Raw genomic sequence first — 15,909 nt, 5'->3', positions numbered from 1 at the left:
TGCTACTCCAACATGACACATGAACCTATATACGAAGATTCACACTTTCGCTTGTGACAAGGACTTGGGTGGAAAAGATTTTCAATATATTTTCCTGAAATAGGCCCGCATAAAGCAAGTTTATACACCAGAAATCTATATAGATTTCATAACACTAAAATAGGTGACAGATAAAATTACAAGTCTACAGACTCGTATTACCCTGTCACCTATTATTCACACCTATATGTCTTTAGTTAAAATTACCTTAATCATAAATTTAGGCAAAACTAACATTCTTTTATATCTCCATGGCTCTTTCATAAGTCTATAAAACCATTCTAGACCAAGTTTTTGATATATTTCTGGTGCACGCTTAGCAGTTCCTGCCCATATATCAACACTACCGCCTACACCAGCGGCCAACTTTACCTTTAAAATGTCTTTGTACTTATATATTAATTTTTCCTGTCTTGGAGCTCCTAAAGCTGTGAATAGTACATCTGGTTTTATCTCATTTATTCTATCTATTATTTTTTCTTCATCCTGAATTTTATAATATCCATCCTGGGTTCCAGCTATCTTTATGTTTGGAAATTTTTTCAATATATTTTCAGCAGCCATATTAGCCACATTAGGCTTACCACCAAACAAGTATATACTTTTTTCTTCTTCATTACAATACTTTAATATTTGTGCCATAAGGTCTACCCCTGTCACCCTCTGGGTCAAACCCTTTTTCTTTATTTTTGAAGCATAGACAAGACCTATTCCATCAGGTATTACTAAATCAGCTTCTTTTATAATCTTTAATAAGTCCTTATCTTCTTGAGCCACCATGACTATTTCCGTATTTGGAGTAACAACTTGACTACACCCATCCTTATCTAAAAGTTCTTTTATCCTATTAGTAGCATCTACTAAAGATCCCTTGTCAATAGGTACACCCATTATATGTACTACATTTCTCATATTTTTTCTCCTTTAATCAACTTTTGTACCACCTCATCATTGATCTTCAAATCACCCTTTATCTTCTCCACGTTATCATAGAGATTAGATTTTTCTTCTTCTAGGTTATCTAGCTTTGACCTTATTTCTAAAAACAAAGCATCTTCGTCTAGATCCTTAACAACTCCACAGGTATCTAAATTAATGGAATCCATAAAACTATTAATTTTAGGATCATAGGATATGCCTATAATAGGCGTATTCATTACAGCACCAAATATTAGGGAATGTAACCTCACACCTACTAAAAGGTTAAAATTTCCTATAATACTAAGAATCTCAATAATTTCATACCTTTTTCTTATGAAAATAGCCTTATTTTCCATATTTGCTTCAATATGGTCCATTATTTTTATATCTTCTCCATAATGAAATGGTATAAAGGCAACCCCATAGCCTAATTCATTTATTACCCGATCTGCCACTTTACATATTTTATTATTAAACTCCACATTATCTCGCCATCCACGCATGGCAAATCCTATAATTTTATTATTATTCCTATTTTCTTCTTTTATTATTTTTCCACCAAAGTCTAAATCTCCCTTATCTAACCCTATTACTGGATCGGCAGTAACAAATATGGGTGGCTTATTTACTCCCATATCTATTAATTCTTTTTTAGATTTCTCATCCCTTACAGTTATGGCTTCTACCATGTTTAATATGAATTTGGTAAATATCCTATTAGAAGTAGTATTAATAGGACCTATACCTTGAGAATATATTAATACTTTTTTTCTCAAGATAAGACTTATAAACATAATTACTAGATAGTATATGATACTCCTTCTACTAGTCACATCTTGAAGGAGGCTTCCGCCTCCACTTATGAATAAATCACAATCTTTTATGGCACTAAAGACTCCCTTTAATGACTTTCTGTCTACAGCACTAACACCATGCTTTTTACTAGTCATATGAGGATTAGCAGACAAAACTGTCACGTCTACCTTATCTATCCTCTTTTTCAGCCTATTAATTATGGATACTAATATGGCTTCATCCCCAATATTATTAAATCCATAATATCCTGAAATAGTTATCCTACACATTCAATCCCCTCAATTTCTTACCTATCTGTATTATAATTTCTAAAGCAATCATATATACTATTCCTAAAAGAATACCAAATCCTAAAGAATAAATAGTTCTAATTATGGACATTAGCATTGGCGTTCTTAAATGGCAAAAAGTATTTACTATGGAAGTTTGTCCTATTATAACGGCTAATGCAGATAAGTATATTAACGTATTGTATCTCTTGCATGCTGCATAGGTACACACTATAACTGCTGGAAAAGCACCTAAGAATTCCTTATTTCTAGGTCTTGCTATTAATTTTTCTTCCAATATATTTCTAAATATCATCTCTAAGGTAGATGGCTGTACATTACTTTCATGGCCAGTTCTTGCCATATATATATATCCTACAATTAATACTACTACTCCCATAATTACATATATTACTTTTATATCTTCTAAAAATAGTCGCCTTATATCTCTAATAGGTAGTATACTTTTTTCATTTTCGCCTCTCTTATATCCAAAATAAATCAAATAGGCTATACTCATTATTAATATGGGAACAAGTTGACTAAACTTAACACCCCTATAAATATCCATTTCAAGGATATATTTAATATCTGATAAAATTGCACCTATCATAAAAGCGCCTATTAGTGAAATACAACTTCCAACCACTAGGGTTTTTATACCTAAAACAATAATTTTCTTATTATCCCTGATTACCTTATTATTATATTCTTTCCATCTTTTCATCATATAGGTTACACTTAAGGATGGGAATATAACAGCAGCCATCATAGCCAATATTTTTTCTCCTAAAGATATTCTAGTAAGTAATAATACACATGCACTTCCTAGTCCAAATAAAATGTATTGATACTTCTTCTTAGTTTCTATTAAATTATTAAGTAATAATATAGTTCCTGATACTATTCCTAATCCTATTAAAAATTTATATCTAACGCGAACATGTCTTTCTTTCATAGGAACTACCCTTCCTATTTCTAAATTACTCTTACTAAGTCTTCTTTTAAATCTCTTAAACATGTCCTCATAGGCATCATATTCTGTTACATATTTTGACGCACTATATTTGAAAGGCTTAAAATAAATAAGTCTTATATTTCTTTCTGTTATGGCACGATTTAAAGTATTTTCTATTTCTTCTGCACCTTCATAGTTGTAATACTTGTACCTTTCTTGTATGTAAGGCCAGATGGTGAAAACCCTTGTGGCATCATAATTCATCTTCTCTACTAGTTCATACAATCCCTTTTGTTTTATATGTTCCCTTTGAACTCCCGATTCTATCATACCTACTAAAATATTATTTTCTTTCATATATTTAGCAGTTTCATCCATATGTTCTTTATATCCCAATACTTCAGACCCTGCAAATATCATATATTTAGGTACCACATGTAACTCTTCATATTGACTAAGAATATTATGTACAGTTTTTCCATTCCCCCAGATTTCATAGTACATGGGTCTAGGAATAACCTTAAGACCTGCTTCCTTTATGAAGTTTACCTTATTTTCATCTAGTCCAAGTCCCATATTAAGGACTTTTGTAGAATAAAGCTTCCCCTTTTGTTTAAAAACTTTATCCTCATAATCTATCAGTTCTATATCCTTTGTATATAGGGCTTCATCAACTCTACCATCCATATATATATAATACTTTCCATCATCCTTAAAGGTCCAAAACTTTTCTTTCCCGTATCTAGTAATAAGACCCTCTTTTACAAAAAGATAGTTTGTTTCACTATCTGTATATAATAATACATCATATATATGGTCCCTTTTTTTTATAAGGGCCAATAGACTATCTGGATAATTCTCTTCCCAATTTTCCTTTTCTATTATATTCCCTATCATTTCAGCTTTTATATTTTTTCCTTCTCTTATCATGGAATTTATAGATTCTTCATTAATAGCCACTCCATAAACACCTAAATTTTTCAGCTTCCCAAACCACCACTTTAAATCTTTTTCCGACTGCTTAGCCATTTTATTCATTTCACTATAGTCTAATATTACATCCACATATTTATTTTCCTTTTCCGTGTTAATTCTAGCCATTGCTACAAACATGGATCCTAGTATACTTACTATTAACACTCCTATAATAAAAGGATTTTTTTTCAAGTTTATCACTTCCTTTAAGTTAGTTTCTTAAATCTCCCTTTTAAAAAGTCATTATATATATAAATAGCTTCTTTTATATTTAACTTTATGGAAGCTACTGCATAGGTGATTGTACCCGCAATAGTAATTATACCTACTACTAAAAATTTATACAATAATGAGTTTTTATGAACATATAAATACAATCCATTTTTCACCACAGTCACTACCATAAACATTATGCCTGCTGCAAGTAAACTTTTAAAGAGTGTGACCATTATTCCTTTAATATTTAAATAGTTTATTTTTTTCATAAATTCATATATTAATAAAAGGGTACCTATTATCATACTTATTGAAGTGCTTATGGCAAGCCCTACCACCCCATGGGATTCCACACTAGTAACATTTAGTATTATATTTAAAAGAATTACTACTAAACTTACTTTCATGGGACTAAATACATTATTTTTTGCATAGAAAGCCTTATTAACCAAATCTTGTATACCTAAAAATAGTGTTCCTAGGGAATAACTGGCAAAAACCATTCCTGCTATTAGGGTATCTTCTTTTCCAAAGGCTCCCCTTTCATAAACGATGCCTATTATTTCATTCCTAAGAACTATAATTCCTAGACTAACGGGTATTAACACAAATACAATTACTCCTAGGACCTTTGATACAAATTCTGAATACTCCCTGTCCTTTAACTCAATTGACATTTGAGCAAATTTAGGAAATACAACCATACTAATTCCCAATATGGTAGTAGTGGCTATGGCCTGATATAATGTATTTCCATAGTGTATATAAGAAACAGTCCCGTCTTTTAATAGGGATGCATACTTTTCATCTATTAATATGTTCATTTGTATGGAAGATGCCACTATAATCATAGGTACTAATACTTTAAATACCCTTTTTATATTTTCATCTTTAAAGTCTATTTTAAATCTATATGTATACCCTTCCTTTAACAAGAAAGGTACTTGTACTAAAAATTGAAATACCCATCCAATTAATGTTATTATGGCCAAGCCCTTAACTCCATATGTTTTAGATAAAAACATGAGATAGAATATACTAATAATATTAGCAGGAAAGCTAATTAAGGATGTGACTTTAAACCTTTCTAATGATTGAAGCATGGCCACAAACATATAGGTTATAGAAATACATATTAATACGGGATACATGATCCTGACTAGCTGGATGCTTAAATTCAATTTTTCTTCGTCAAATCCCGTTGCCACTACAGTCATTATTTCCCTGGAAAATATTATTCCTAAACTAGACAATAGGGCTGATATTAAAATAAGTATATTTAAAAGATTATTTATAAAATAAAAGGCATGCTTTTTTCCCTTTTTCATCTCCCCTATTACAATGGGAATTACGCCTGTTATAAGGGCACTTCCTATACTTACAAATACTATTGATGTACAATTTAAGGCTATTAGATATGCATCTGATTCTTTATTTGCGCCAAATTGGCTTCCTATTAGAGCATCCCTTAAAAAGCCCATAAACTTTGCTGAAAAACTCAGTATTATTACCATTAAAATGGTTTTTGCAGTTTTTTTATAATTATCCATAATTTCCTCCGCCACAAGTAAAAAAAGCGCCTGAGCGCTTTTATTTTAATTTAAAAGTCTAGTTTATAACCTATAAGAAATAAGACTTTTTATTTGATCTCATATGGTCCTTTTATTAATATATAGGTTTTATCTTGACCTACAGCAATTCCCCTTCCATCGTCCCTTGGAAATAACAAAAGGTGATTAAGTGGTACATTTTGCCCTGTTTGTAAGTCCACTCCAGAAATCAAATCTAAGACACCACCAGAAGCACTTCCAATTGCCGTTGCACTTCCTGAACGTACAATTAACTCAGTACTTGCTCCTGCTATAATTTTTTGTCCACTGTAAGTTTCAATCACTTCAAATACAGGATATGTAGTTTGGCCAGCCCCATTATTTTGAGATATTTGTGATAACTTTTCGTCCACATAATATTTTAATTGGGAATTTCTCATCTCCACATAAGTTTGTGTTACTAAAGGGTCATCTTCCGACCCAGGCATAACACTATTAGCCTTACTTATGGGTGATAATAAAAACAAAATACAAATGGACATGATCATTAATAATAGATTATTTTTCATATGATACTCCTTTATAAAATAAGTCTAGTAAATATAGTTACTTCTTATTTTATATTTTACCACAAAACCTCTATTATTTAAAAATCTACCAAGCCAAAACTTATCATTAAGCCTTCGTCCACTTTGCTCATCATATCTTCATCAGAATGACCAATTTTTTCCCTTAGCCTCTTTTTGTCTATAGTCCGTATTTGTTCTAATAACACTACCGAATCCTTTGGAAGGCCATATTCAGACGCATTAATTTCTATGTGTGTTGGGAGCTTTGCCTTATTAATTTGTGAGGTTATAGCCGCTACAATAATTGTAGGGCTATATTTGTTTCCCACGTTATTTTGGACCACTAAAACAGGACGAACGCCCCCCTGTTCAGAGCCTACAACCGGACTTAAGTCTGCATAAAAAATATCTCCTCTTTTAATAATCACATTACTCACACTCCGCTAACTTTTCTTCATATCTCTTAAGAGCATTCATATCTAAATCCAGTCCAACTTCAGATAAAGCTAGATTCATAGCGCCCATTTCTCTGTAGCCTTTTTTCATATTTTCTCTTATCTGTATTTTTCTTCTCTCCCGAATATATAATTTCATAGCTTCTCTTATAAATTCACTTCTATTTCTCTTCTCCATTTCTACAAGATGATCCACCTCTTGTAGTAAGCTATTAGGTAAGCTGATCATTATGCGCTTTGACTCAGCCACATCCACACCTCCTGCAGTAAGCAACATGTTTATTTTAATATTTATATTATATACAAATAATATTTACTCAAATATATACTCAATTATATAATATTCATTATAAGTGTGTCAATATGACTACTTTTTTATACTTTTTTTCATCATTTTATATGAATAACCTTATTTTCACTTTTATATACCCTGGGAACTCTTTTATTTATCATACATACAACCTCATAGTTTATAGTATCTAAACTTTGTGCAATATTATCTACACTTATGTAATTTCTACCTGAACTTCCTATTAATACTACTTCATCTCCTACTCTTACATTTTCAATAGAAGACACATCTACCATACATTGGTCCATACATATTCTCCCTACAATAGGAGCCAACTTACCTTTTATCAATACATTAGCCTTTCCTGATAACATCCTAGTAAATCCATCTCCATATCCAATGGGTATTGTGGCAATTTTAGTTTTACCCATGGCTTCATATTTACGTCCATAGCCCACAGTCTCCCCCTTATCTATAACCTTAACATGGCTAATTTTAGCTTTTAAACTGAGAACAGGTTTTATGTGTAGCAAATTCTTTTGAATATGTTCTGATGGATAAAGTCCATATAATATAATACCTGCTCTGACCATATCTAAGTGAGTACTATCCATATCTATTATGGCTGCACTATTAGATGTATGTTTTATTTTTATATTTACATTATTTTTTTCTAAAGATTCTATCACATACAAAAACTTATTAAATTGTTCCTTCGAAAAGGTTTTATCCATTTCATCAGCCACTGCATAATGAGTATATATTCCTTCTAATTCCACATGGGATAAACTACTTATTTGCAAAATGTCTTTTATTGAACTTTCATTTGGTTTAAATCCTAATCTACCCATTCCCGTATCAATTTTAATGTGAAAACGAGCTTTTTTTTCTAAATATTCTGCCACTTTGTTGTAGTGTTTTCCTTGTTCCAAATTATATATGGTTTGACATATATTATTATTAATAACATCATCAGCACATTCATTAGGAGTATATCCCAGTATAAGTATAGGTATCTGATCATATTTATCTCTTAATTCTAATGCTTCACCTAAAGTTGCTACTATAAAATATTCAATACCACTTTCTATGAGTGTATCTGCAATTTCTAATGCTCCATGGCCATATCCATCGGCCTTTATGACTGCACCGATTTTAGTATCCTTTGATACTCGATTTCTAATTTCCATCATATTGTATTTTAAATTATCCAAATTAATTTCTGCCCATACGGGTCTTAGTTTACTTAAATCTCTCATTTGTTTGCCCCCCCACACCTTTTCTTAAATACATTTTTATTTTATCCGAAAAAATTCCTCAGATAACTTAGGATCATAGACAAACTTACAATATTCTATAAATATTCTAGTATTACCCTTATTATCAAATATTTCTAAATAGGCTGGCTTTAAGTTTTTTGTATGTATCCATAATCTTTCCTTGGAATAATAAGGATGATTTCCTGGTATATTAGTGTCTATAACCACATATTCCATATGATCTTTAACCTTTGTACCAATAGTAGAATCTTCACTTTTAAGACAATTATCTAAAAAGTATCCTAAAAACAGGTTCTTTTCCTTGGAACTTCTTTGTACCATCCAAATTTGGTCTATTTGAGGATGATATATATAGGTCTTATCTCCATCTGAAAGAGTAGTCTTTCCCTTTAAATTTTCAGGTTTCATCACTTCTAACTTATACATATTAGGTTTCTTAAACCATTGCCTTACTTTGTACTTTTGAGGTGTTTTATTTCCAATAGATGTTATTTCTATTTCACATGAATAACTCTCCATTTTGTTTAATTTTTTTTGTGAACTATAAAATATTTCTTCATCGGTTTTCTTTGCGCAAGCTGATAAACCTATTAACAAAATACCTATTATACATAGTACCTTCTTCATACACCCAATCACCCGTGAAAAATTATTAAAAGACAAAGAAGTCTTTTAATAATTTCTACGTGGATTCATTCACTTATATTCTACTTTTTTATTAATAATAATAGTTTATAGTAACAATTCTTTAAATACACTTCCTATTTCATTTACTATGTCTGTGGCATTTAAACCATATTCACTTACCTTTTGTGCTGCAAAATCTCCTGCTCTTCCATGGATATACACTCCACAAACAGCTGCTTCAAAGGGGGATAATCCTTGACCTATTAATCCTGTAATAATACCAGTAAGTACATCTCCACTTCCTGCTGTGGCCATACCTGGATTTCCCGTAGTATTTATAAAAACTTCTCCCTTAGGATTAACTATTATGGTTTTCGAGTCCTTTAAAACTACTACACAATTGACCTTTTTAGCAAACTCAGATACTACTTGTATCTTATTTTCTTTTATATATTCTATATCCAAATCTGTTAGTCTAGACATTTCTCCCATATGGGGAGTCATTACACAAGGGGATTTTATTTCTGATAACATTCCCTTCCTTCTAGCTAAAGCATTTAATCCATCTGCATCTATTACAATAGGTATATTAGTTCTTTCTAATATATTCCTTATTAAATCTTCTATTTCTCTACTTTTACCACAACCAGGTCCTATTCCTACCACATCGCTATCTTCCATAGTCTTTATGATTTTCTCTATGTCAGCTATACTAAATGTACCCGTCTTAGTTTCTGATAAGGGTACAGTTATGACTTCTGTAAGACTTGACTCTAATATAGAATTTAATCTTTGAGATATGGCTAACCTTATAATTCCTATACCACTTCTTAAAGCCCCCTTACAGGTCAACATGGCAGCTCCTGTCATACCTACAGATCCAGCTATGACATATCCCTTTCCATATGTACCCTTGTGGGTATCTCCATTTCTTTTTTTGATCCTATTTTTTATGTATTTAGAAGTGATCAAATTTCCCTTTAAGTTAAAATCCGATTCCACGTCCTTGGGAATTCCTATATTTTTAATAATTACCTCTCCACAATAATCCTTACCTGGATAATATATATTTCCATACTTAGGTAGATGAAATACTACAGTCTTACTTGCTTTTATGGCACCACCACATAACCTGCCATTATCTGCGCAAATCCCTGAAGGAATATCTATTGATATAACTTCATCACTATATGTGTTTATAATATCTATCACTTGCTTTATGTACCCATCTATAGGACGACTAAGTCCCGTTCCAAAGATGGCATCTACTATTATGGAACTTCTCTTTACATGTTCTGAAAATTTCTTTAGTATATTAATAGTAGTTAAAAGTCCAATTTCTATGTTTAGTTTTGATACTATATCATAGTTTATCTTTCCATCGCCCTTTATATGAGCTGGATTTCCAAGGAGATATAAGTTTATAGGTATCCCCATATTCTTTAGATGCCTGGCTACTACAAACCCATCCCCTCCATTATTTCCTGTACCACAAACGATAGTAACCACTTTTTTTTCATATTTTTCTAAAGACTTGCATATTTCTTCAACCACTTTCAATCCTGCATTTTCCATGAGAACAACTCCTGGAATCTTATATTTGTCCATGGCCATTTTATCAATATTTTTCATCTCTTCTCCACTTACAACCTTCATTACTCACACTCACTTCACTATATTTTTTTACTCTCCAATAGCATTGGCAACTGCATATTTTTTACTATGGGATATGCTTATTATTATATTACTTATTCCTAATTGTTCCTTTATCCTTTGTGCATTATTATAAAGGATGACCTCAGGCTTCCCTAGTTCATTGCGAACTACCTCTATATCCTTTAGTTTAAAATTTCTAAGCCCAGTTCCTAAAACCTTCATTATAGCTTCCTTTGCAGCAAAATTCCCAGCTATAGTATTAGTATTGTAGTTTACCTTTTGAAAATATTCTATTTCCCTTTGGGTAAAAATTCTTTCTATGAATCTTTTGTTTCTTTTTATCGCTTCTTCTATTCTATATATTTCTATAATATCTATTCCTATACCTTTTATCAATCTTACCACTCCCACGTAATTAAATTCTCTTTATCTTCTTTAAAACCTTCTAAATTACTAGTTTATACAATTTTAACATATTTTTAAATTTTCATACTATCAAGCAGGTCTATGAAGACTAAACTTGCTTTATACATTTATCTTTATGGAAAAACATAAAATTAATTTTATTAGGTTAGCCGTTGGTCGTTAGTATAGATTTATTGGTTTTAAATTTATTTTATACAGTAACTTGCCTATAAGGGAAACTATTGAAAATCTTTGGAACCCTGGAACGTCACAACATCCTATGCTACTTGGGCATGACACGTGAACCTATATACGAAGATTCACTCTTTCGCTTGTGACAAGGACTTGGGTGGAAAAGATTTTCAATATATTTTCCTGAAATAGGCCCGCATAAAGCAAGTTTATACACCAGAAATCTATATTTCTTAATAAAATTAAAAGTGTGAATTAGTTTAATCTAATTCACACTTTATAGATACGCATCATCATACTTATTAGCTTCCTTATGTCCAAGAGTATTATGAATGTATTCATATACCTTGTCTACCTTTTCCTGTAAACCTATCTTTTCATCTCTCATCTTTCCTAATTTTTCTCTTAAGATGGACATTTCACTTTCTAACTCTTCAACTCTTTTAGTTTCCTTTTCTATACTCTTATATGCCATATGAGTACTTTCTTCTAATATTTCTAAGTTATATTTCCTAATCTTTTTAGGTAAAGTTTCTAATAAAAATTGATTTTCATCTAATTGGTCATTTATTTGTACTAGTTGTTCCTTCATGTTTTCAAGTCTTTCAATAGAACCCTCATTTTTATTGTTTATTTCATCTGAAAGTTCTAGTATGGCCTTTATAAGTTGCTTCTTTTTTTTCTTAATTAAAACAGTTTTTTTTTCTGCACCCTTATGTTCATTACATAATTCATCTAGGATTTTAGCATTTTTTTTCATTGACCTAGTCATATTATTTTCAAACAATTCTTTCCACACTTTATCATATATTAAAATTCCAATTTTATTTTTTCGAATTATTTTATCATCTAGCATTATATTTTTTGACATAACCTACCTCCGATTTTAGCTTACACTCTATAATCGGCAAAAAGCCTTTTTTTCTTAAGGGACTATTACCCTATTCCTAAAAAATAACTAGCCATACTAAAGTATACAAATAATGATACTGCATCTACTATAGTAGTTATAAATGGGCTTGCCATAATCGCTGGGTCTAGCTTTAAACTTCTTGCTAATATAGGTAATGTTCCACCTACTAATTTGGCTATTACTACTACTACTATTAAGGTTAGACACACGGTAGTTGCAATTTTTATATCTACACTTTGTAAATAGTACATTCTAATGAAATTAAGTAAAGCCAATCCTAATCCAACTAACAAACTTACCCTTAGTTCTTTTCCTATTACTTTAAATAGATCTGACAACTGAATTTGCTCTAGGGCCATACCACGAATTACAAGGGTTGAAGATTGAGATCCAGCATTTCCACCTGTGCCCATTAACATGGGCATAAAAGATGCCAGTATTACTACCTTTTGCAATACATCCTGAAATTTATTTATTATACTTCCCGTAAACATGGCAGATACCATTAATATCATTAGCCACATTATTCTTCTTTTAGCTAGGGTAAATACACTAGTATCTAAATAATCTTCTTCTGTAGGCTCCATAGCCGCCATCTTATGAAAATCCTCAGTATTTTCTTGTTCTATTACATCTACCACGTCATCTATTGTAATAATTCCTGTTAACCTATCTTCCTTATCCACAACTGGAAGAGCTATGAAATCATATTTTTTAAACACATTAGCAATTTCTTCTTGATCATCATGAGTATATACTTTAATAGGATTTGTTACCATTATATCCTCTACAGTTTGATCCTCGTCACTTATTACAAGCTTTCTTAAAGATACTATTCCCTCTAGTTTTCTATTAGAATCCATAACATAACATGTATATATGGTCTCCTTATCGATTCCAACCCTTTTTATTAGCTCCATGGCCTGTTTTAAGGTCATTTCCTTTTTAAGGCCCACATACTCAATAGTCATAAGACTACCTGCAGAATCAGCAGGGTAGTTCAAAAACTGATTTATAAGCTTTCTTTCATCTTCCTTAGTATGCTTTAAAATCTTCTTCACAATAGTAGCTGGCATTTCTTCTATAAAGTCTATCATATCATCAAAATACAAATCATTTACTATGTTTGCAATTTCCTTATCTGTTATAGCCCTTATAATAGCTTCTTGTGTATCATTTTCTAAATTTGAAAAGACCTCTACGCTCATGTCCTTAGGAAGCAATCTAAATAAAATTACCGCTTGATCCTTTTGTAATTCTTCAATAAATTCTGCTATATCTACTGAGTTTAATTTTATAATTTCTTTTCTTACTAAACCATATTTTTTTTCTTCGATTAATTCAAATATATTTTCTTTCACAAATTAGACCCTCCTTACAAGGGAGAACCACATCCTATATTTACAGTAATGATTATGGTTCTCCTTATTCTATTAAGTTTTCCATAATCCCTCTGGGGGACAGGACTTGATTCCACAACCATCACCAACTTTCTCAAAATCATTTTTTCCTTACAAAGTATTATAAGATTTACTCAAAAAATAGGCCATAATAATATAGCCCATTATCTTTTCTTTAAGTAGTTTTTTATTGTTTCTTTTTATCTATTATATTATATGTCATATTGGCCAATTTATCAAGATTATAGGAAACTACAATAATAAATTTATGTTGAATTTAAAGAATTTTTACATATTTTCGAATTTTCCTATTGCCCTTTTCTCCTTAATGTAGTACAATTTCTTTTAATACTAATATAAATAAAAGTGATGATGGAGAAAAAAATACAATTTCTTTAGTTACAGAGAACCTATATATGGCTGAGAGTAGGTGCTAAATCTTGTATATAATGATCACTCCTAAACTGCTGAGTCGAACTTTTAGTAGGCAAGGCCGGTATTGTGATAAGTCACATTTGCCACCGTTATATGGCTAGGGTTAATTTATGACCCGAAGAGTTAATTTGTGTAAGCAAATTTTAAATTAGGGTGGTACCACGAAACTATACCTCGTCCCTAAGGTTATATACCTTAGGACGAGGTTTTTTTAATTGGAAAAACTTTTAGGAGGTAATAATAATGAGAAGTAACAAAATCAAAGGTGGAGCCAAGGGCGCTCCTGCTAGATCTCTTTTTTATGGAATGGGTTATACAAGAGAAGAGATAGACAGACCCTTAATAGGTATAGTAAATGCACAAAATGAAATAGTTGCAGGACACATGCACTTAGACGAAATAGCTAAAGCTGCTAAACTAGGAGTAGCCATGGCTGGAGGTACTCCCATAGAATTTCCTGCCATAGGAATATGTGATGGTATTGCCATGGGTCATGAAGGTATGAAATACCCCCTTGCAAGTCGTGAACTTATAGCTGACTCTATTGAGGCCATGGCTATGGCCCACGGTTTTGATGGACTTGTTTTGATTCCCAATTGTGACAAAATAGTCCCTGGAATGATTATGGCTGCTGCAAGACTTAATATTCCATCAGTAGTTATAAGCGGTGGTCCCATGTGGGCTGGAAAATACAAGGGGGAAAATCTTGACTTTAGTTCTGTAATAGAGAGGGTAGGAACTTACAAAAATAATGAAATATCTATGGAAGAATTAGAAGAATACGCTAAACGAGCTTGTCCAGGATGTGGTTCATGTTCTGGTTTATTTACTGCAAATAGTATGAACTGTTTAACAGAAGTACTTGGTATGGGTCTTCCTTTTAACGGCACTGCCATGGCCCACTCTGGTGAAAGGATTCAACTAGCTAAATATGCAGGTATGAAAGTAATGGAATGTGTAGAGAAAGACTTAAAACCCCTTGATATACTTACTCTAGATGCTTTTAAAAATGCTATTACTGTAGATATGGCCATGGCTGGGTCCTCTAACACAGTACTACACTTACCAGCCATAGCATACGAAGCAGGAATAGAACTTCCACTAGGTTTATTTGATGAAATAAGTAAAGTAACTCCTTATATAACAAAATTAAGCCCAAGTGGTCCCCATCATATTGAAGATTTACATAGGGCTGGAGGCATTCCTTCTGTTATGAATGAATTAACTAAACTTAATCTTATTAATACTGATTGTATGACAGTTACAAATTACACAGTAGAAGAAAATATAAAAACTACAACAGTACTAGACCATAATATAATAAGGCCTATAGATAAACCTTATAGAAATAGGGGTGGACTTGCCATACTAAGAGGTAACTTAGCAATGGATGGTGCTGTAGTTAAAGAATCTGCCGTAGCAGCTGAGATGTTAGTTCATAGTGGTCCTGCTAAGGTATATAACTCTGAGGAAGAGGCAGTAGAGGCCATATTTAATAGGGAAATAAAAAAGGGTCATGTGGTAGTTATTAGATACGAAGGACCAAAGGGTGGTCCTGGTATGAGAGAAATGCTATCACCTACGTCAGCCATTGCTGGAATGGGCCTAGATAAGGATGTGGCCTTACTTACAGACGGAAGATTTTCAGGAGCCACTCGTGGTGCCGCCATAGGTCACGTGTCTCCAGAAGCCATGGAAGATGGTATTATTGGTCTTATTAAAGATGGGGATATTATTAATATAGATATACCAAATAAAATTTTAGAAGTGGCTTTAACAGACGAAGAGTTAGAAAAAAGAAGAAAATCCCATGTAAGACCTGAGCCTAAGGTAACTAAGGGATATTTAGCAAGATATGCAAAATTAGTTACCTCTGCAAGTACTGGAGCAGTTCTTAAGTAAGGCATATTCAAAATAAAAGATGATAAGGAATATCCCTTA

General features: G+C 31.9%; 14 protein-coding genes and 1 other annotated feature. Of the genes, 1 reads left to right on the top strand and 13 read right to left on the bottom strand.

What is annotated here, in order from left to right:
* Positions 1 to 222: 222 nt before the first annotated feature.
* The 13 genes from N4A57_RS16395 to mgtE all read right to left on the bottom strand — a co-directional run bounded on the left by N4A57_RS16395 (position 223) and on the right by mgtE (position 13,494).
* Entirely contained in the window at positions 223 to 951 is a 729-nt protein-coding gene (locus tag N4A57_RS16395) for a WecB/TagA/CpsF family glycosyltransferase (protein WP_293659130.1), read from the bottom strand.
* Complete coding sequence (gene csaB, locus N4A57_RS16390) at positions 948 to 2,045, bottom strand: polysaccharide pyruvyl transferase CsaB (RefSeq protein WP_293659129.1); 1,098 nt, start codon at positions 2,043 to 2,045, stop codon at positions 948 to 950. The genes N4A57_RS16395 and csaB overlap by 4 nt, the downstream gene beginning before the upstream one ends.
* Complete coding sequence (locus tag N4A57_RS16385; RefSeq protein WP_293659128.1) at positions 2,038 to 4,170, bottom strand: DUF5693 family protein; 2,133 nt, start codon at positions 4,168 to 4,170, stop codon at positions 2,038 to 2,040. The genes csaB and N4A57_RS16385 overlap by 8 nt, the downstream gene beginning before the upstream one ends.
* A gap of 14 nt (positions 4,171 to 4,184) precedes the next feature.
* On the bottom strand, positions 4,185 to 5,744 hold the full coding sequence (murJ, locus tag N4A57_RS16380; protein ID WP_293659127.1) for a murein biosynthesis integral membrane protein MurJ: 1,560 nt from the start codon (positions 5,742 to 5,744) through the stop codon (positions 4,185 to 4,187).
* Positions 5,745 to 5,833: 89 nt separating this feature from the next.
* Complete coding sequence (locus N4A57_RS16375; protein WP_293659126.1) at positions 5,834 to 6,313, bottom strand: hypothetical protein; 480 nt, start codon at positions 6,311 to 6,313, stop codon at positions 5,834 to 5,836.
* Positions 6,314 to 6,390: 77 nt separating this feature from the next.
* The gene (locus N4A57_RS16370; RefSeq protein ID WP_442863869.1) at positions 6,391 to 6,750 is read right to left on the bottom strand and encodes a type II toxin-antitoxin system PemK/MazF family toxin; all 360 of its coding nucleotides are present in this window, start codon (positions 6,748 to 6,750) and stop codon (positions 6,391 to 6,393) included.
* Entirely contained in the window at positions 6,743 to 7,018 is a 276-nt protein-coding gene (locus N4A57_RS16365; protein ID WP_095134334.1) for a CopG family ribbon-helix-helix protein, read from the bottom strand. Before N4A57_RS16365 ends, N4A57_RS16370 begins: the two co-directional genes overlap by 8 nt.
* A gap of 140 nt (positions 7,019 to 7,158) precedes the next feature.
* Positions 7,159 to 8,319: an alanine racemase gene (gene alr / locus N4A57_RS16360; protein ID WP_293659125.1), complete on the bottom strand. Its 1,161-nt coding sequence runs from the start codon at positions 8,317 to 8,319 to the stop codon at positions 7,159 to 7,161.
* 36 nt (positions 8,320 to 8,355) lie between these two features.
* A complete protein-coding gene (locus tag N4A57_RS16355; protein WP_293659124.1) occupies positions 8,356 to 8,967 on the bottom strand; it encodes a LolA family protein in 612 nt (203 codons plus the stop codon).
* Between the two features lie 105 nt (positions 8,968 to 9,072).
* Complete coding sequence (locus N4A57_RS16350) at positions 9,073 to 10,623, bottom strand: NAD(P)H-hydrate dehydratase (protein ID WP_293659123.1); 1,551 nt, start codon at positions 10,621 to 10,623, stop codon at positions 9,073 to 9,075.
* Between the two features lie 27 nt (positions 10,624 to 10,650).
* Positions 10,651 to 11,019, bottom strand: a complete 369-nt coding sequence (gene acpS, locus N4A57_RS16345) for a holo-ACP synthase (RefSeq protein ID WP_293659122.1) — start codon at positions 11,017 to 11,019, stop codon at positions 10,651 to 10,653.
* A 478-nt stretch (positions 11,020 to 11,497) separates the two neighbouring features.
* Positions 11,498 to 12,091: a hypothetical protein gene (locus tag N4A57_RS16340; RefSeq protein WP_293659121.1), complete on the bottom strand. Its 594-nt coding sequence runs from the start codon at positions 12,089 to 12,091 to the stop codon at positions 11,498 to 11,500.
* Positions 12,092 to 12,156: 65 nt separating this feature from the next.
* Complete coding sequence (gene mgtE / locus N4A57_RS16335) at positions 12,157 to 13,494, bottom strand: magnesium transporter (RefSeq protein WP_293659120.1); 1,338 nt, start codon at positions 13,492 to 13,494, stop codon at positions 12,157 to 12,159.
* A 399-nt stretch (positions 13,495 to 13,893) separates the two neighbouring features.
* Positions 13,894 to 14,153 (top strand) — a binding site (T-box leader).
* 58 nt (positions 14,154 to 14,211) lie between these two features.
* Here mgtE and ilvD point away from each other — a divergent pair.
* A complete protein-coding gene (ilvD, locus tag N4A57_RS16330; RefSeq protein WP_293659119.1) occupies positions 14,212 to 15,870 on the top strand; it encodes a dihydroxy-acid dehydratase in 1,659 nt (552 codons plus the stop codon).
* Positions 15,871 to 15,909 lie beyond the last annotated feature (39 nt).

It is taken from the genome of Anaeromicrobium sp., assembly GCF_025210435.1.
GTDB lineage: Bacteria > Bacillota > Clostridia > Peptostreptococcales > Thermotaleaceae > Anaeromicrobium.
This window is presented reverse-complemented; position numbering and strand designations above follow the sequence as displayed.